The sequence below is a fragment of the Actinomadura latina NBRC 106108 genome (assembly GCF_001552195.1).
Lineage (GTDB): Bacteria > Actinomycetota > Actinomycetes > Streptosporangiales > Streptosporangiaceae > Spirillospora > Spirillospora latina.
The window spans coordinates 129,887-146,349 of sequence record NZ_BCQS01000008.1 but is presented as its reverse complement, the minus strand read 5'-3'; the positions used below and the strand labels follow the sequence as shown (position 1 = coordinate 146,349).

The 16,463-nt window shown below is 70.9% G+C and carries 17 protein-coding genes; 8 read left to right on the top strand and 9 right to left on the bottom strand.

What is annotated here, in order from left to right; all coding sequences use genetic code 11:
• The first annotated feature begins 1 nt into the window (after position 1).
• The gene (locus AL2_RS14370) at positions 2–844 is read left to right on the top strand and encodes a fumarylacetoacetate hydrolase family protein (protein WP_067634022.1); all 843 of its coding nucleotides are present in this window, start codon (positions 2–4) and stop codon (positions 842–844) included.
• A 64-nt stretch (positions 845–908) separates the two neighbouring features.
• Here AL2_RS14370 and AL2_RS14365 read toward each other — a convergent pair whose 3' ends face one another.
• From AL2_RS14365 to AL2_RS14350, 4 genes are all read right to left on the bottom strand, one after another.
• Positions 909–1,613: an ABC transporter ATP-binding protein gene (locus AL2_RS14365; RefSeq protein WP_083946501.1), complete on the bottom strand. Its 705-nt coding sequence runs from the start codon at positions 1,611–1,613 to the stop codon at positions 909–911.
• Positions 1,614–1,624: 11 nt separating this feature from the next.
• A complete protein-coding gene (locus AL2_RS14360) occupies positions 1,625–3,316 on the bottom strand; it encodes a branched-chain amino acid ABC transporter ATP-binding protein/permease (RefSeq protein ID WP_067634020.1) in 1,692 nt (563 codons plus the stop codon).
• Between the two features lie 4 nt (positions 3,317–3,320).
• Positions 3,321–4,226, bottom strand: a complete 906-nt coding sequence (locus tag AL2_RS14355; protein WP_067634018.1) for a branched-chain amino acid ABC transporter permease — start codon at positions 4,224–4,226, stop codon at positions 3,321–3,323.
• Positions 4,227–4,290: 64 nt separating this feature from the next.
• Positions 4,291–5,610, bottom strand: coding sequence for an ABC transporter substrate-binding protein (locus AL2_RS14350; protein WP_067634016.1), 1,320 nt, complete (start codon positions 5,608–5,610; stop codon positions 4,291–4,293).
• A gap of 176 nt (positions 5,611–5,786) precedes the next feature.
• Here AL2_RS14350 and AL2_RS14345 point away from each other — a divergent pair, with 176 nt between their 5' ends.
• The 3 genes from AL2_RS14345 to AL2_RS14335 all read left to right on the top strand — a co-directional run bounded on the left by AL2_RS14345 (position 5,787) and on the right by AL2_RS14335 (position 7,625).
• Positions 5,787–6,422: a TetR/AcrR family transcriptional regulator gene (locus AL2_RS14345; protein ID WP_067634014.1), complete on the top strand. Its 636-nt coding sequence runs from the start codon at positions 5,787–5,789 to the stop codon at positions 6,420–6,422.
• Positions 6,423–6,427: 5 nt separating this feature from the next.
• On the top strand, positions 6,428–7,057 hold the full coding sequence (locus AL2_RS14340) for a TetR/AcrR family transcriptional regulator (RefSeq protein WP_067634238.1): 630 nt from the start codon (positions 6,428–6,430) through the stop codon (positions 7,055–7,057).
• Positions 7,058–7,124: 67 nt separating this feature from the next.
• The gene (locus AL2_RS14335; protein ID WP_067634012.1) at positions 7,125–7,625 is read left to right on the top strand and encodes a flavin reductase family protein; all 501 of its coding nucleotides are present in this window, start codon (positions 7,125–7,127) and stop codon (positions 7,623–7,625) included.
• A gap of 3 nt (positions 7,626–7,628) precedes the next feature.
• Here AL2_RS14335 and AL2_RS14330 read toward each other — a convergent pair whose 3' ends face one another.
• The 3 genes from AL2_RS14330 to AL2_RS14320 form a co-directional block, all read right to left on the bottom strand.
• Positions 7,629–7,931, bottom strand: a complete 303-nt coding sequence (locus AL2_RS14330) for a HEAT repeat domain-containing protein (protein ID WP_157438149.1) — start codon at positions 7,929–7,931, stop codon at positions 7,629–7,631.
• Positions 7,932–8,066: 135 nt separating this feature from the next.
• Positions 8,067–8,669 (bottom strand): lytic polysaccharide monooxygenase auxiliary activity family 9 protein, encoded by a 603-nt coding sequence (locus AL2_RS14325; RefSeq protein WP_245666658.1) that lies wholly within the window; start codon positions 8,667–8,669, stop codon positions 8,067–8,069.
• Between the two features lie 162 nt (positions 8,670–8,831).
• Complete coding sequence (locus tag AL2_RS14320) at positions 8,832–9,281, bottom strand: MarR family winged helix-turn-helix transcriptional regulator (RefSeq protein WP_067634006.1); 450 nt, start codon at positions 9,279–9,281, stop codon at positions 8,832–8,834.
• 50 nt (positions 9,282–9,331) lie between these two features.
• Here AL2_RS14320 and AL2_RS14315 point away from each other — a divergent pair, with 50 nt between their 5' ends.
• From AL2_RS14315 to AL2_RS14305, 3 genes are all read left to right on the top strand, one after another.
• Positions 9,332–10,462, top strand: coding sequence for a substrate-binding domain-containing protein (locus tag AL2_RS14315; protein ID WP_067634004.1), 1,131 nt, complete (start codon positions 9,332–9,334; stop codon positions 10,460–10,462).
• Between the two features lie 89 nt (positions 10,463–10,551).
• Entirely contained in the window at positions 10,552–11,949 is a 1,398-nt protein-coding gene (locus AL2_RS14310; RefSeq protein WP_067634002.1) for an APC family permease, read from the top strand.
• Positions 11,946–12,950 carry an acetamidase/formamidase family protein gene (locus AL2_RS14305; protein ID WP_067634001.1) on the top strand — a complete coding sequence of 335 codons (1,005 nt, stop codon included), beginning with the start codon at positions 11,946–11,948 and terminating at the stop codon, positions 12,948–12,950. The genes AL2_RS14310 and AL2_RS14305 overlap by 4 nt, the downstream gene beginning before the upstream one ends.
• Positions 12,951–12,952: 2 nt before the next feature.
• Here AL2_RS14305 and AL2_RS14300 read toward each other — a convergent pair whose 3' ends face one another.
• Positions 12,953–13,564, bottom strand: coding sequence for a TetR/AcrR family transcriptional regulator (locus AL2_RS14300; protein WP_067633999.1), 612 nt, complete (start codon positions 13,562–13,564; stop codon positions 12,953–12,955).
• Positions 13,565–13,717: 153 nt separating this feature from the next.
• On the opposite strand from AL2_RS14300, the gene AL2_RS14295 reads away from it, so the two are divergent.
• On the top strand, positions 13,718–15,304 hold the full coding sequence (locus tag AL2_RS14295) for a GMC oxidoreductase (RefSeq protein ID WP_067633997.1): 1,587 nt from the start codon (positions 13,718–13,720) through the stop codon (positions 15,302–15,304).
• Between the two features lie 33 nt (positions 15,305–15,337).
• Here the strand turns inward: AL2_RS14295 and AL2_RS14290 are convergent, their stop codons facing one another.
• Positions 15,338–16,462, bottom strand: coding sequence for a tellurite resistance/C4-dicarboxylate transporter family protein (locus AL2_RS14290; protein ID WP_083946498.1), 1,125 nt, complete (start codon positions 16,460–16,462; stop codon positions 15,338–15,340).
• Position 16,463 lies beyond the last annotated feature (1 nt).

Sequence of the window (16,463 nt, the reverse complement as noted above, 5' to 3'; positions counted from 1 at the left end):
CATGCGCATCGCCAACCACGGGGGCCGGGCCGTACTCGTCCTCTCCGACGACAAGGGCGCGGACATCGCGACCGCCTCGGGCGGACGCTTCGGCCCCGACCCGCAAAGCGTCTACGACCACTGGGACGCCTTCACCGCGTGGGCGACGACCGCCACCCCGGCGCCGGACGTCGAGATCGACCAGACCCGGCTCGGATCACCGTCGCCCACCCCGTCCCAGGTCGTCGCGATCGGGCTGAACTACGCCGACCACGCGGCGGAGACCGGCTTCAAGCCCCCGACGGACTTGCCGCCCGTCTTCACCAAGTTCGCCTCGTCCATCACCGGCCCCTACGGCGAGATCGACCTACCGGAGGGCGGCCACACCGACTGGGAGGTCGAGGTCGTCGCCGTCATCGGCCGTCCGGCTCACAAGGTCTCCGCCGCCGAAGCATGGGATCACGTCGCCGGCCTGTCGGTCGGCCAGGACCTCTCCGAGCGGATCCTGCAGTTCGTCGGCGAGGCCCCGCAGTTCGGCTTCGCCAAGTCCTATCCGGGGTTCGCGCCGATCGGCCCCTGGCTCGTGACGCTCGACGAGATCCCCGACCGCGACGACCTGGCGCTGGGCTGCTCGATCGACGGTGAGACGGTGCAGGACGGCCGCACGTCCAAGCTGATCTTCTCGATCCCGCAGACGATCGCGAAGCTGTCCGAGGTCATCACCCTGCGCCCCGGCGATGTCATCTTCACCGGCACCCCCGACGGCGTCGGCCTCGGCCGCACCCCCCAGCGCTTCCTGCAACCCAGGGAGACGCTGCGTACCTGGGTGGAAGGCATCGGCGAAATGGAGCACACCTTCAGCTGAGGCGCGCCCACACGTGTCAGGGCCCCGGGACGGAACCACCATCCCGGGGCCTTCGCCGTCGTCCTTAGAAGAGGTCCCAAAAGTCGGTGCGTCGGCGCATCTGGGCTGCGGTCTCTTCCAGGATGATCTGGCCGGAGCGCATGACGTAGGCGCGGTCGGCGATCTGCAGGGCCTGCTTGACGTTCTGTTCGAGCAGCAGGAGGCCGAGCCCTTCGTCGTCGGCGAGCGAGCGGAGCAGTGTGAACATGCTCTCGACCACGGACGGGGCCAGGCCGAGGGACGGCTCGTCCAGCAGGAGGAGCTTGGGGCGTGCCATCAGCGCCATGCCCAGGCTGACCATCCGCTGCTGCCCACCCGACATCGAGCCGGCCGGTTGCTTCTCACGCTCGTCCAGAATCGGGAACAGCTCCTTGACGGTCTTGAGCCGTTCCCCGGTGTCGGTCCCTGACGGTGCGTTGGCGGCGCCGAGCAGCAGGTTGTCGTGCACCGAGAGGTCGGGGAAGACGAACCGTTCTGACGGGATCATCGCGACGCCTGCCGCCACGGCATGGCGCACCGGGCGGCGGGTGGTGTCCCGGCCGGCGATCCGGACCGTCCCGGAGCGCGGGCGGACGGTGCCGAGCACCGACCTGATCGCGGTCGTCTTGCCCGCGCCGTTGTGCCCCATCAGGGTCACGATCTCGCCCGCGTCGACGCGGAGGGCGACGCCGCGGAGCACCTCCTTGCGGCCGTAGCCGGCGACCAGGTCGCTCACGTCGAGCAGCGTCATGTGCGTCCTCTCTATTGGGCACCGAAGTAGGCCTCGGCGAGGCGGGCGGAGCCGGTCAGCTCGTCGAGCGTGCCGGACGCGGTGATCTCGCCGAGTTCCATGAAGTAGGTGTGGTCGGCCAGTTCGCGGACGACGTCGAGGTTGTGTTCGACCAGGCAGACAGTGCGGCCTTCGTCCCGGACGGCGGCGACCATCGTGAGCATGGTCTCGACCCACGTCGCGTCGACGCCGGAAGCCGGTTCGTCCAGGAGGAGCACGTCGGCCTTGGTGGCCAGCGCCCGCGCCAGCGAGACCAGTTTCGACTGGCCGTAGGAGAGGGCGTCGGCCGGTGTCGCGGCCTGGTCGGCCATGCCGACGAAGTCGAGCCACTCCATCGCCTGCGCGGCGACGTCGTGGTCCGCGCGGGAAACGCCGCGGCCGGGGACGAAGAGGCGGGCCGGACGCTCCCCCGGCTGACCGGGCACGGCCAGCATGACGTTCTCCAGGCACGTCAGTCGGCCGAGCAGCCGGACGTCCTGGAACGTGCGCACCAGGCCGGCGCGGACGATCAGGTCCGGACGCATCCCGACCAGCTCGGCGCCGTTCAGGGTCACCGAACCCGTGTCCGGGACGACGGTTCCGGTGAGCAGGTTGAACGCGGTCGTCTTGCCTGCGCCGTTCGGGCCGACGAGCGCCGTGATCGCGCCGCGCCGCAGTTCGAGATCGATGTTCTTCGCGGCCACGATGCCGCCGAAGCGCTTGGACAAGCCCTCCGCCCGGAGCACCACGTCCGCCTCGGTGTAAGGCGGGCGCTCGGCTCGCGGCGAGGCGTGCGCCCGGGGCTCGGAGCCGGGCGCGGCGACCTTCCGGGAGCGTTCGGGGAACAGGCCCTGCGGCCGGACGATCATGACGAGCACAAGCAGCGCCCCGTACAGCACCACCTGCAGCAGCGCCGCCTGGGTGCTCTGCACACCGAGGACCTCGCGCAGCACCGGCTCGATCATCGTGAGCACGACGCCCGCCACGATGGAGCCGGTGAGGTTGGCGCTGCCGCCGACGATGACCATCGCGAACACCGCCATCGCGAGCGGGAACCCGAACGCCGGCGGGGTCGCCTGGCCGAGCCAGCCCGAGTAGACGCCGCCGATCAGCCCGGTCAGCCCGCTGGTGATCGCGAAGATGCCGATCTTGTAGCCGAAGGTGTTCTTGCCCAGCGCCCGCGTCGCCACGGCGTCCTCCCGGATGCCTTTCAGCACCCGGCCGTACGGCGATTCGCCGAGCCGCCGGCAGACGGCGAAGACGAGCGCGAGCACCGCCGCCGACGGGATCAGCCAGTCGGACGGGGTCGTCAACTCGGCGCCGAACAGCCGCAGGCCGTCCACGCCGGTGATGCCCATGACGCCGCCGAGCGCGTCGAACGTGGCGAACACGCCGATGATCCCGAGCGAGAACGCCAGCGTCATCAGGATGAGGAACTCCTCGGCGAGCCCGAGCGCGATCAGCCCGATCACGACGCCGATCGCGGTGGCGGCCAGCACGGCGACGGCGAGCGAGGCGAGGTAGGGCCAGTCGTGCACGCCGGCGAGGAAGCAGACGGTGTACCCGCCGACGCCCGCGAACGCGGCGTGCGCGACGGAGACCTGCCCGGCGTATCCGACGAGCAGGTTGACGCTGACGGCGAGCGCCGCGAGCAGCAGCGCCTGGTCCAGATAGTTGATCCACATGGCGTCAGGCCCTCCGCAACGACACGACGGGGAGGCGGCTCCTCCCGGCGAGGAACGCGAGGTAGCCGGTGAGGACGATGAAGACGGCGGTCTGCGTCCACTGCAGCGACAGCCAGTTCGACGCCCACTGCTCGATCAGCCCGAGTCCGACGCCGATCGGCAGCGCGCGCAGCGGAGACGAACGCGTCCCCGCGAGGAAGGCGACCACGAATCCGTAGATGACCGTCGCGTCGCCCATGGTCGGCTGGACCGTGTACAGCAGGCCGTACCAGAGCGCGCACGCACCCGAGATGAGCCCCGCGGCGGCGAAGCAGACGAGGTTGACCCGGCGGACGCTGATCCCCAGCACGGCGGCGAGGCACGGATTGCTGCGGACCGCCTTGATCGACCGTCCGATCGGCGTGAACGCCAGGAACGCCGCGAGCCCGGCGACGAGGATCAGGCAGGTCAGGACCTGTTCGACGTCGAAGCTGGAGACGCGCACCGGGCCGAGGTCGAACCGCTCCGGCCGCGGTCCGTAGAACGGCGGGCTGCCGGTCCCGAACTTGAGCTGGAGCAGCGCGATGCCCGCGGTACCGACGCCGATCGACGTCACCAGCACGGCGAGCATGGCGCGGTCGGCGGCGCGGCGCGCGACGGGCTCGTAGACGCCGAGTTCCAGCACCATGCTCACGACGACGGCCGTGGCCAGGCCGATGAGCACGGACGGCCAGAACGGCACGCCGAGACCGTCCATCGCCCAGAAGGCGGCGTAGGGCGCGACGGTGTAGGTGAGCGCGTAGGCGAAGTGGAAGCGGGTCGTGACCCCGATGACGAGCGCGAGGCCGGCGCCGAGCGCGGCATAGAAGGCCCCCCGGACGAGGCCGTTGACGGTCAGCTGCCAGAGTTCGGTGTCCAGCAGGTCATGCATGGAGCCTCCCAAATCGGGGGAGGGGGACGGCCCGCCGCGGGCCGTCCCCGTCAGGGAAGGAGGATCAGGGCGCGAGGCGGAGGTCCTGGCCGCCGACGTTGTAGGTCGCGAGCGCCTTGACCTTGCCGTCCTTGTACTCGAAGACCCCCATCGGGCGGCTGGCGACACCGTGCGTCTTCAGGTCGATTTCGAGGGCGCCGACCGTGGTGGCGTCACCGCCGTAGACCGACGCGAACTTCGGGTTCTTCTCCAGCGCGGCCTTCAGCTGGGCGCTGTCGTCCGGCTTCCCGCCCTCCGCCACGACACGGCGGATGAGGTCCCAGACCATCAGGGTCTCCTCGTAGGCGTTCGCGGCGTAGAAGTCCGCCGGCTCGCCGTACGCCTTCTCATACGCCTCGGCGAAGAGCCCTGCGAGCGGGTTGGCCGGCTGGGACGCGTCGAAGTAGTCCATCGCGAACTTGAAGCCGTCCGAGTCGAGGACGCCCTTGGACGCCTTGACCGCCTCCTGCGTGAACTCGATGCCGAGCAGCTCGCTCTTGATGCCGGCGCTCTTGGCCTGCGCGGCGAACGCGCCGGGCGCCGCGCCGCCGAACGCCACCCAGAGCAGGTCCGGCTCGTTCTTCCCGACCTTCGCGATCATGCTCGCGTAGTCCTGCGAGCTGGGCGCGACGGTCTCCCACAGGCCGTTGAAGGTCAGGCCCGCGGCCTCGATCTTCGCCTTCATGTCGGCCTGGATCGCCGCGTTCAGCGGGCCGAGGTCGACGCCGACGAGACCGACCGTCCGTCCCTGCGGGTGGGCCTTCTTGAACCACTCCAGGGCGCCGGGCGCGGCGTCGGACGGCGCGACCTCGCGGGTGCCGTAGAAGTACTGCGTGCCCTTGGTGAAGACCTGGGCGCCGCCGACGCCGTCCAGGCTGAGGATCTTGCTCTTGTCGGTGTCGGCGAGCATCGCGCCGAGACCGTCCCCCATCGAGGTGATCTTGGCGGGGACGCCCTCGGCCGCCAGCTCGGACGCGGCCTGCTTCGCGGCGACGGGGTCGGGGCCCTTGATGTCCTTGACGCTCAGCTCGATCGTGGGCCCGCCCGCCGCCTTGATCTGCTTGACCGCCAGCTCCATCGCGTTCCGCATCGACTCTCCGTTGGCGGCGGACGGGCCGGAGAGGGTGAGCGCGGCGCCGAGCTTGAAGGTGACGTCGCCGCCGAGGTCGGTGCCGTCCTTGATGTCGAGGAGCTTGACGAGGTCGCCGGCCTGGGTCTTGGCGTCCGCGGCGCTGACGCCGGCGTCGCCGGAACCGCAGGCGGTGAGGGTCGCGGCCGCCGTCAGCGTGGCCAGGACGGGCGCGAGCAGCCGCCTGCGGCGGAGATTGCTGCGAGGGGTGGGCATGGTCTACTCCGTTTCGCCGGCCAACGCCGGGGCGCTGTCGAGCTGTCGATCCGTATCGATCGCTACACTGATTGGAACGATCACTACAGGGACTGCGGCGACCGTACCCATGATGTGATGGTCGACACAACCCCCCGCCGGGGCCGAGTTTCCGAAGGCCAGAGGAGTATCAGCAGATGCGGAAGACCGCGCGGCGCCACCAGCAGGGCGAGGAGTCGAGGCTGCGGATCCTGGCGGCGACCCTCGCCATCGCCGCCGAGCGCGGCTACGACGGCACGTCGATCGCCCTTGTCACGGAGGCGACCGGGCTGCCGGCCAGCTCGGTCTACTGGCACTTCCGCAACAAGGACGAACTGCTCGCCGAGACCCTGGAGTTCAGCTACCGGCAATGGCGGGAGACCGCCCCGACCTGGCAGGACCGCGTCGGCATCACCGACCCCGCCGAGGAGATCCGCGACCGGCTGCACCGGGCCTCGCGGGCCATCACCGAACGTCCGGAGTTCTGGCGCCTCGGCCTCATGCTCGGCCTCGCGAACCGTCCCAAGGAGCCGGCGGCGCGGCGGCGCTACATCGAGGTCCGCGCCGAGACCCGCGCCGCGATCCGGAACTGGTGGGAGCAGGTGCTCCCCGCCGGCTCCCCCGGATCGGCGCAGGTCGCCGACCGGCTGTCCAGGTTCCACCTCGCCGTCATGGACGGGCTCTACATCGGCGTCCGCTCGGATCGGAACTGGAACCTGGAGCGCCTGGTCGACCTCATCGCCGACGGCGTGCACGCCCAGGCCGCCGCCTGGCTGGACGAGGCGGCAGGATGAGCACCATGTCGCCTGCCCCCCGCCCCGCCGAAGACCGGGAGATCTCCCGGGACCGCATCCTCAAGGCCGCCGCCGAGATCGCCTCGGAGTGCGGCTACGAGGGCACCACGATCTCGCGGGTCACCAAGCGCTCCGGCCTGCCGGCCAGCTCCGTCTACTGGTTCTTCCGGGACAAGGACCACCTCATCGCCGAGGTCGTCCGGCGCAGCTTCGAGCAGTGGATCGCCGCCCAGCCGCGCTGGGAGCGCGACCCGCGCGACGAGCGCCCGCTGGCGGAGGGCCTGCGCGCGATCCTGTCCCGCTCGGTGCGCACCCTGCGCGACGCGCCCGACTTCCTCCGTATCGGCCACATGCTGCTGCTGGAGTCCCGCGAGGTCGAGGCTGAGGCGCGCCAGTACTTCCTCGCCACCCGCGACTCCGTCTCGAACACCATCGCGGCCTGGTTCACCTCGCACTTCGACACCGAGCTCCAGGCCCGCCGCCCCGAGCTCGCGATGGACCTCGCCCGCATCGTCATCGCCTCGACCGACGGCCTCTTCCTGGCCCACCAGATCAACGACGACGACTGGGATCCCGACGACTTCGTCACGGTCGTCGTGGCCATCGTCGAGCAGGCGGTCGCCGCCGCCCGCTGAACCGGACGGTTGCCACACCGCACCCTCGCATGGCAATCTCTGTAGTGATCGCTACAGGGAGGAAGCCATGCGACTCGACACCGGGCTCATCGACCCCACCCGCTTCCGCCAGGTTCTGGGCCACTACCCGACCGGCGTCGTCGTGGTCACCGCGCTCGACGCGACCGGCGCGGCCATCGGCATGACCGTCGGCTCGTTCACCTCGGTATCCCTCGACCCGCCCCTCGTCGCCTTCCTGCCCGACAAAGGCTCCAGCTCATGGCGCGCCCTGCGCGAGTCGGGCGAGCGCTTCTGCGTGAACGTCCTCTCCGCCGCCCAGGAGGACGTCTGCCGCGCCGTGGCCATGCGGAAGACGGACAAATTCCACGACATCGGCTGGCGCCCGTCCCCCGCCGGCCACCCGATCATCGACGGCGCCGTAGCCTGGATCGACTGCACCACCGAACAACTCCACGACGCCGGCGACCACCACATAGTCGTGGCCCGCGTAGAGCGCCTCCAGCTGGGCGAAGGCGAACCCCCGCTCCTCTTCCACCAGGGCACCTACGGCACCTTCACCCCCCACTGAGGGCTACGCGATCCAGCCGTCGTCACGCGCCTGCTCGAGAACCCGATCGGCCTCACGGCTGTCGAGCATCTCCAGACCGCGGACGGCCCAGAACTGCAACGACTCGTCCGGGCTCTCCAACTGACCGCGGAACACGTCCAGCGCCTTCGCGGACCGGGCCTCGGCCAGCAACTCCAGCAGCCAGCACCGCAGCGCCTCATCCCGCTCCGCGGTGAACTCCGCGATCAACTCGTCCACATAGGCATCGGCATGCTCGCGTAGGAAGTCGAACGCGCCCTCCCGAACCCCCGGGTCCTTCTCCCGCATGGACTGCATAGCTTGATCAAACCGCCGCCGAGACATGCCCCGACCCTACGATCCCCCACCGATGATGTCCGCGGGCGAGGCCCGGAAGGCTGCATCGTGCGGCTTCCGGGCCTCTTTGGGGAGCGGGGTGGAGGGTCAGTTGAAGTTCACGTCGCTGCAGATGTAGTACGACTGGTCCATGTGGGAGGCCTGCCAGACCGTGAAGACGACGTGGCGGCCGGTGCGGCCGGGGGCGGTCACGTTGTCGATCACGTAGTTGTTGCTCGGGGCGTAGCGGCCGGTCTGGCGGACGAGTTCCAGGTCGCTCCAGCGCAGCGGCTGGGTGAGGGCGTCGTAGCCCTGGCGGGTGACATAGACGAGGAAGTAGTCCGCGCCGTGGCTGGCCTGGTCGTACAGGTTGATGGTGAAGGTGTTGCCGACGTCGGTCGTCTTCCAGGGGCCGACCGCGTCCATGGAGCGGTAGCGGGCGCCTTCGGTGAGGCCGCCGCTGCACAGGTGGCCGTCGGGGACGGCGGCCTGGTGATTGCCGCCGGCGCCGTTGCGGTAGAGGCCGTTCCAGTTCCACATGGCGTTGGGGTTGTCCTGCCACGCCTGCCAGCACATCGGGTCTTCCTGGGCCATGGCGGGGTTCTGGAAGTCGTCGCCCCAGCGGTCCCAGCAGCCGTAGTTGCGGGAGGCGGGGTTGATGACCGAGCCGTGGGCGGACGCGGTGTCGACCCACAGGATCGGCAGGAGCATCGCCGTGAGGAGGAGCGTGAGGGCACGGCGTGTTCGGTGGTGACGCATCGCGCGTTCTCCGTTCCGGTAGCGGGGGTTGCCGGAGTGGAAGCGCTTCCAGGGGAAGGCTAACCCGAGGCCCGACCGTCCGTCATGCCGGGCGTGAAAGCTTTCACGGGTGGGTCAGCGGAGCCCTGCCCATAGGCGGGAGAGCAGCGCGGACAGGTCCTGGACGGTGTCCTGGCCGTGGGCGCTGATGAGGGACTGCTCATGGGCCTCGGCCAGGGCGTCCAGGCGTTTCAGCTTGTCGCGGCCCAGGTCGGAGACGTGGACGGAGACGCGGCGGCGGTCGCGGGCCGAGTGGGAGCGGTACAGGTAGGCGGAGTCGACGAGGGCGTCCACCAGGCGGGTCAGGGTGGGGTGCGGGATTTCGACGACGGCCGCGAGCTCGCCCATCGAGAGGTCGTCGGCGCCGGCCAGGGCACGGAGCACTCTCCACTGCTCGACGGTCGCGCCCTCCTCTTCCAGCGCGGCGCCCAGGTCGCGGGCCAGGGCGCGCTGGGTGCGGGTCAGGAGGTCGACGAGTTCGGTGCGCGTGTCCTGCCGTTCGACCGTGTCCTGCCGTTCGACCACGTGCGCCTCCCCTGTTCGGCCGCCGGTCCAAAGAGCATACTTGCCACGTCATGAGCGATTCGGTGGTGCGGGACGGCACGCAGTTGCTGGTCACCGGGCCGGACGCCGGGGTGCTGCGGCTGGGCCTGCTGCTGCCGCTGTCGGGGCCGCTGGGCCTGACCGGCCCGTCCGGGCTGAGCGCCGCACGGCTGGCCGCGATCGAGGTCAACGCGGCGGGCGGGGCCGGGGGCCGGGCCATCGAGCTGGTGCCGGTGGACGCCGGACGGCGGCCGGACGCGGTGGCCGCCGAAGCCCGCTTCCTCGCCGGCGCCGGCCTCGTCCAGGCGTTCGTCGGGTTCCACACGAGCGACGTCCACCGGGCCTTGGAGGGGGCGCTCGCCGGACGGGTGCCGTACGTCTTCACGCCGCCGCACGAGGGCGGTCCGAGGCGGCCCGGCGTCGTGCTGCTCGGTGACTCGCCGGAGCGGCAGCTCGGCCCGGCGCTGCGCTGGCTGAGCGAGCGGCTCGGGGTGCGGCGGTGGGCGCTGGTCGGCAACGACTACATCTGGCCGCGTTCGGTGCACCGGGTGGCGTCGCGGCTGCTCCCGTCGCTCGGCGCCGAGGTGGTGCTGGACCGGCTCGTCCCGTTCCCGCTGGCGGCCGGGGACGATCCGGAGGCGGGCTTCGAGGAGCTGGTGAGCGCGCTGGCCGGGACGGGCACCGAGGCGATCCTGCTCAGCCTTGTCGGACGCGATCTGGCCGTGTTCAACCGGGTGTTCGCGTCGTCGCGGCTGTCGTCGCGGGTCGTCCGGCTGTCCGGGGCGCTGGAGGAGAACGTGCTGCTGGCGGCGGGCGGCGACGAGACCGGGGAGCTGTACTCGGCGATGCGCTCGTTCGCCGGGCAGGGGGACGAGCGGCGGATCGCCCTGGCCGAGCGCTACCGGACGGCGTTCGGCGAGACGGCCCCCGTGCTCGACAGCTACGCGGAGGGCTGCTACGACGGCGTCCACCTGCTGGCGGCGCTCGCCGTCGCGGGCCTGCTGAGCGCGCGGCACGGGACGGCGGGGTCGGCGCGGCTGCTGGCCGGCGGCGATCGGCTGGCCCGGCTGGCCTGGTCGGCGGCGCCGCTCGGACCGCCGCCGGCGGAGTCCTACCTGGCCAGGGCGGACGGCCTGGACCTCACGGTGATCGCCCGCCTGTAAGTCTTTCCGGCTGAAACCTTTTCATTTGAAAGGAAAGGCTCTAGGGTCGCTCACGGCGCGGAGGCCCGGCCCCGCGCGGAGGAGGGACCATGAGCGTCGACTCGGCGGAGCCGCAGGGCATCGAGCAGTACGGGTACAAGCAGGAGCTGAAGCGCTCGCTCGGCTTCCGGGACCTGGTGGTCTACGGGCTGATCTTCATGGTGCCGATCGCGCCGTTCGGCATCTTCGGCAGCGTCTTCCAGGGCGCGGGCGGCATGGTCGCGCTCGCCTACGCCATCGGCATGCTGGTCATGCTGTTCACCGCCGCCTCGTACGCGCAGATGTCGCGGGCGTTCCCGATGGCCGGCTCCGTCTACACCTACGCCGGGCGCGGGATCGCGGCACCGGCCGGCTTCCTGTCCGGCTGGATGATCCTGCTGGACTACGTCCTGGTGCCGGGCCTGCTGTACCTGATCGCGAGCGTGGCGATGAACTCGCTGGTGCCCGCCGTCCCGGTGTGGCTGTGGCTCGTCGGGTTCGTGGTGCTCAACACGGTGGTCAACTTCTTCGGCATCGAGATGACCGCGCGGATCAACCGCGTCATGCTGCTCGCCGAACTCGTCATCCTGGCGATCTTCCTGGTGGTGGGCGTCGTGGCGCTGGCGCAGGGCAAGGGCCACGGCGGCGGCTTCACCCCGATCTACAACGACGCCACGTTCTCGTGGGGGCTGGTGTTCGGCGCGGTGTCCATCGCCGTGCTGAGCTTCCTCGGCTTCGACGGGATCTCGACGCTGGCGGAGGAGAACCGCGAGTCCGCCCGCGCCATCGGACGGTCGATGGTCGCCGCGCTCGTCCTGGTCGGCCTGCTGTTCATCGTCCAGACCTGGGTCGCGTCGCTGCTGGTGCCGGACGCCGCCAAGCTGGTCAAGGACGGCGATCCGGACGGCACCGCGTTCTACGACGCCGCCCGGGTCGCGGGCGGGGCCTGGCTCGCCAAGCTGACCGCGCTGGCCACCGCGATCGCATGGGGCTTCGCCAACTCCCTCGTCGCCCAGGCGGCCACGTCCCGGCTGCTGTACGCGATGGCCCGCGATCGCCAGCTGCCGGGCTTCCTGGCCAAGGTGCATCCCAAGCGGCGGGTCCCGGTCAACGCGACGCTGCTGGTCGCGGCCGTCTCGCTCGCCCTCGGCCTCTACATGGCCGAGCGCGACGACGGCATCACCCTGCTCAGCTCTCTGATCAACTTCGGCGCGATGACGGCCTTCCTGGTCCTGCACGTCTCCGTCGTCGTCCACTACGTCGTCCGCTCCGGCAGCCGGGACTGGTGGCGGCACCTGATCGCGCCGGTCATCGGCTTCCTGATCCTCGGATATGTGGTGATCAACGCGAAGGTCGCGGCGCAGAAGCTGGCGTTCGTGTGGCTGGCCATCGGGGTGGCCGTACTGATCGCACTGCTCGTCATGCACCGGCGCCCGGCCCTGGCCGGCATCGAAGAGGAGGACGAATGAACGTGGTGTCGCTGACCGGCGCCGAACCCGGTTACGCCTTCGGTGGACGGGACGCGGCCCTCACGGTCGCACCCGGCACCGTCGTCGAACTGACCACCGAGGACTGCTTCGGCGGCGCGGTCCGGACGGTGGACGATCTCCCGAGCCGGGTGTGCACCTTCCCCTACCTCAACCCGGTCACCGGCCCCATCGCCGTCGAGGGCGCCGAGCCCGGCGACGCCGTCGCGGTGCACTTCGTGGCCATCCGTCCTGCCCGGGACTGGGCGGTCTCCACCACGTTCCCGCACTTCGGCGCGCTGACCACGACGCATACGACGGCGATGCTGCACCCGGCCCTGGAGGAACGGGTCTGGCTGTACGACGTGGACGCCGAACGCGGTATCTGCCGCTTCAAGGCCCGCATGAGCGACCTCGAACTGGAGTTGCCGCTCGACCCCATGCACGGCACCGTCGGCGTCGCCCCCGCCGCGAACGAAGTGATCATGAGCATCACCCCCGGCGCGCACGGCGGCAACATGGACACCCCCGAGATGCGCGCGGGCACGACGGCCTACTTCCCGGTCAACGTGCCGGGCGCCCTCATCTCCCTCGGCGACGGCCACTGCCGCCAGGGCGAGGGCGAGGTCTGCGGGACGGCGGTCGAGGCGGCGATGAACACCGTCGTCATCGTCGACCTCATCAAGGGCGCCGCTCCCCCGTGGCCCCGTCTGGAGGACGACGCCCACCTGATGTCGACGGGTTCCGCCCGCCCACTGGAGGACGCCTTCCGGATCAGCCAGCACGACCTGGTCACGTGGACGTCGTCCCTCCTCGGCCTGGAGGAACTGGACGCCTACCAGCTGGTCAGCCAAGCGGGCCTAGCACCTGCGGGCAACGTCGTGGACACGAACTACACGATGCTCGCCAAGCTCCCCAAGACCGCCCTGCCGGGCGCGTCCGCCTACGACGGCGTCCACCGGCACCTCCGCGAAACCGCCGCGGCCTATCTCGCGGAGCGCTGAGGTCAGGCCGTCCCGCCGGTGCGCAGGCCGAGCGCGGGCGCGATCAGGTGGTCGATGTAGCCGTCCAGGAAGCCGGCGTCGAGGTCCTCGCCGAGGATGCTCTCGCCGCCCAGCGTGCCCATCAGCATGTAGTTGACGTAGGGCAGCGCCTCGCAGTCGGCCGCCACCTCGCCGCGGGCGACGGCACGGGACAGGATGGCGTTCAGGGCGGCGACGCCCGGTTCCACGACGGTCTGGCGGACGGCGGCCAGCAGCCGGGGGTCGCGGTGGACGGCATGGGTCAGCGCCCGGTTCATCCGGCGGTCGACGACGGCCATCTCGTGGAACCGGCCGATGTAGGACTTCAGGTCGCCGAGCAGGCCGCCGGTGTCGATGGCGCCGACGTCCAACGTGCCGAGTGACCGCACCGCGGCGACGACCAGTTCGGGCTTGCCGCCCCACTGCCGGTAGATGGTGGCCTTGCTCATCCGGGCGCGCGCGGCGACCGCTTCCACGCTGAAGGCGTCGTAGCCGACGTCGGTCAGGTGGTCGAGCACGAGAGCGAACAACTCGGCCGCGCGGTCGGCGGAGACGCGGCTTCGCCGTCCGGCCGCGGGTCTAGCGTCCGAACCCACATTTCCTCCCGGCGGGTGCTCAGCGAGGTCCATCAACACCGCGCGAGCGGGCCCCTACAGTGAGCCCCCGTTAAAGAAACGCTGGCGTTTCGATAAGGGGGCGCCCGCCCTGGCGCAACGGAGCGTACCCCGCGCCCGACAGAGGGAGGACACATGTCCGAGATGAGCCGCCGCTCGCTGCTCACCGGCGCCGCCGCGACCGCCGCGACCACGGCGTTCGCCGCCGGTGCGCCGCGAGCCCGCGCCGCCGCGCCGCGCCGGGTGCCCGTGACGCGCGAGGAGCACCGCGCCGTCATCATCGGCTCCGGATTCGGCGGGGGCGTGGCGGCCCTGCGGTTCGCGCGGGCGGGGGTGCGGTGCCTGGTCCTGGAGCGCGGCACCTGGTGGCGCACCGGCCCGAACGCCGAGACCTTCCCGCACGCCACCTCACCGGACCAGCGGATGTTCTGGCTCGGCTCGACGCCGACGATCTTCGGAATCCCCGCCGACCCCTTCCCGCCCTACACCGGCCTCCTGGAGCAGGTGCCCGGCAACGGAATGGACATGATCGTCGCCGCGGGCGTCGGCGGCGGCTCCCTGGTCTACCAGGGCATGACCCTCCAGCCCACCGCCGACGTGTTCAACGCGACCTTCCCCGAACAGCTCGACTACGCCCGCATGGACCGCGTCCACTACCGGCGCGTCGCGCGGATGCTGCGCATCGAGACCGCGCCGGACGCGCTGGTCGCCAGCAAGCCCTACAAGCCGGCGCGCGTCTTCGCCCGCGACGTCGAACGCGCCGGCCATCCGCTGGCGAAGATCCCGATGCCCATCGACTGGGATTTCGCTCTGCGCGAGCTGAAGGGCGAGATGAAACCGTCCTACACCAACGGCGACTGCGCCCTCGGGGTCAACAACGGCGGGAAGCACTCGGTCGACGCCACCTACATCGCCGCCGCGCAGGCCACCGGCCGGGTGACCGTCGCCACGCGGCACAACGTCACCGACGTCGCCATGGCGCGGGACGGACGCTGGCAGGTCCTCGTCGACCGCATCGGCGCCGACGAGACCGTGCTGGAGAAGAAGGTCATCACCACCAAGGCCCTGGTCATGGCCGCCGGAACCGCGGGCACCATCAGGCTGCTGATGCGCGCGGCGGCGAAGGGCCAGATCCCGGACATGCCCGACGGCCTCGGCGCCAACTGGGGCTCCAACGGCGACCGCATCTACGTCTGGACGAACTTCGCCGACGACTTCGGCGCCCCCCAGGGCGGGCCCGTCGTCTACGGCAGCATGGACTGGGACGACCCGGCGACGGCCAACACGGTCATCCAGGCGTCCCTTCCCCCGCTGCCCGACATCCGCTCCACCATGATCGTCGGCTACGGCGTGAGTTCGGGCCGGGGCCGGTTCGTCTACGACTCCGCCAAGGACGACGCCGTGCTCCAGTGGCCCCGCGACGCCGACACCGCGCTGTACAAGCGGATCCACCAGCGGGTCACCGAGATCACCGGCCCGGCGTCGCTGCTCATCGACACGACCGCGGCCTACCCGTCCACCTGGCATCCGCTGGGCGGCGCCTCCATGGGGACGGTCTGCGACCTCGCCGGCCGCGTTCGCGGGCACCGCGGGCTCTACGTGCTGGACGGCGCGCTGATGCCCGGCACAGCCGCGGCCTGCAACCCCTCGATGACGATCGCCGCGGTGGCCGAGCGCGCGACCGACGATCTCATCGCCGAGGACGTCGGCACGGTGTTCTGACGTCCCAGCGCAGCGACACGGGCGAGAGAAACGTCACGTACCGGTCTGGGGCGATGCACTAGGCGCGTGCTGGGAGCCGTCCGGTTCGGACCGGACGTCCCCCTCAAGCCGGGCGGGTGGGAACAGCAGCGTCCGCGTCAGGTGGACGAGCATGGCGACGAAGATGACCGCCCAGAAGCCGAGCGCCACCCAGATCTCGTACTTGCCGATCCCCTCGACGATGGGGAGGTGGTCGGCGACGCCCAGGTACTGGCCTGCGACGCCGTACATGCCGACGGGGAACACGATGCTCCACAGCGTCGCGTCGTAGCGCAGCGGGACGCGGTGCTTGACGTGCCGCCACCAGCCGGCCGCGATGAGCGGGATGATGAGCCAGCTGCCGAACGCCCAGAACACCACCGAGGTACCGGCGATCAGGCCGCGCGTCGCGGTCACCATCGGCGCGTCCGCCATCTCCACGATCCGCGCGCCGGCCACGACGGTGATCGCGGTGGCGCCCATCGCGACCCAGTAGGGCGGGGTCAGGTCCGTCGGGCGCAGCGGGTACAGCAGCATCCGGGCGGCGACGAACACGCCGGCGGCGGCGTACAGGATGACGCCGACGGACCAGGAGCAGACGGCGAGCAGCGCGAGCTCGCGGCGGAAGTCGGACGCCGGTTCGAGGACGGCGGCGAGCACCGCGACGGACTGGCTCGCGACGACCCAGATGAACCAGGTCCCGTTGGCCCCGGCCACCACGGGACGGTCCTCGCGGCCGAGCACCGCCGTCCACGGCACGACATAGCCGAGCAAGAACCAGCTGAGGCCGCCGACGATGAGCAGACCGAGCGCGATGCCGTGCTCGCCGGTCCCGGCGATCCGGGTGCCGAGGACGTCGGTGCCGGCGACGAAGGTGAAGAACCCGAAGCCGCGGCGCGGATCGGTGAAGTCGGCCCGCAGCTCGGCGGGGTACGCGACGGCGCGCCACACCGTCGCCACGATTAGGACGGCGTAGCCGACGACGGCCAGCCACATCATCACGTCGGACACCAGCGTCAGCCCGTTGGTGTTCACGCCGATCGAAACGATGCAGGTGCCCATCACAAGGGCGAAGTAGCCGGGATTGAGCGTCGCTACGGCCTGCTTCACGGCACCGAAGCGCCCTGGGAGGGTGGTCACA

Excerpts from the sequence above, each read along its gene's own strand:
- AL2_RS14370 (WP_067634022.1), top strand. The coding sequence starts at position 2 with ATGCGCATCGCCAACCACGGGGGCCGGGCCGTACTCGTCCTCTCCGAC.
- AL2_RS14365 (WP_083946501.1), bottom strand. The coding sequence starts at position 1,613 with ATGACGCTGCTCGACGTGAGCGACCTGGTCGCCGGCTACGGCCGCAAG.
- AL2_RS14360 (WP_067634020.1), bottom strand. The coding sequence starts at position 3,316 with ATGTGGATCAACTATCTGGACCAGGCGCTGCTGCTCGCGGCGCTCGCC.
- AL2_RS14355 (WP_067634018.1), bottom strand. The coding sequence starts at position 4,226 with ATGCATGACCTGCTGGACACCGAACTCTGGCAGCTGACCGTCAACGGC.
- AL2_RS14350 (WP_067634016.1), bottom strand. The coding sequence starts at position 5,610 with ATGCCCACCCCTCGCAGCAATCTCCGCCGCAGGCGGCTGCTCGCGCCC.
- AL2_RS14345 (WP_067634014.1), top strand. The coding sequence starts at position 5,787 with ATGCGGAAGACCGCGCGGCGCCACCAGCAGGGCGAGGAGTCGAGGCTG.
- AL2_RS14340 (WP_067634238.1), top strand. The coding sequence starts at position 6,428 with ATGTCGCCTGCCCCCCGCCCCGCCGAAGACCGGGAGATCTCCCGGGAC.
- AL2_RS14335 (WP_067634012.1), top strand. The coding sequence starts at position 7,125 with ATGCGACTCGACACCGGGCTCATCGACCCCACCCGCTTCCGCCAGGTT.
- AL2_RS14330 (WP_157438149.1), bottom strand. The coding sequence starts at position 7,931 with ATGCGGGAGAAGGACCCGGGGGTTCGGGAGGGCGCGTTCGACTTCCTA.
- AL2_RS14325 (WP_245666658.1), bottom strand. The coding sequence starts at position 8,669 with ATGCTCCTGCCGATCCTGTGGGTCGACACCGCGTCCGCCCACGGCTCG.
- AL2_RS14315 (WP_067634004.1), top strand. The coding sequence starts at position 9,332 with ATGAGCGATTCGGTGGTGCGGGACGGCACGCAGTTGCTGGTCACCGGG.
- AL2_RS14310 (WP_067634002.1), top strand. The coding sequence starts at position 10,552 with ATGAGCGTCGACTCGGCGGAGCCGCAGGGCATCGAGCAGTACGGGTAC.
- AL2_RS14305 (WP_067634001.1), top strand. The coding sequence starts at position 11,946 with ATGAACGTGGTGTCGCTGACCGGCGCCGAACCCGGTTACGCCTTCGGT.
- AL2_RS14295 (WP_067633997.1), top strand. The coding sequence starts at position 13,718 with ATGTCCGAGATGAGCCGCCGCTCGCTGCTCACCGGCGCCGCCGCGACC.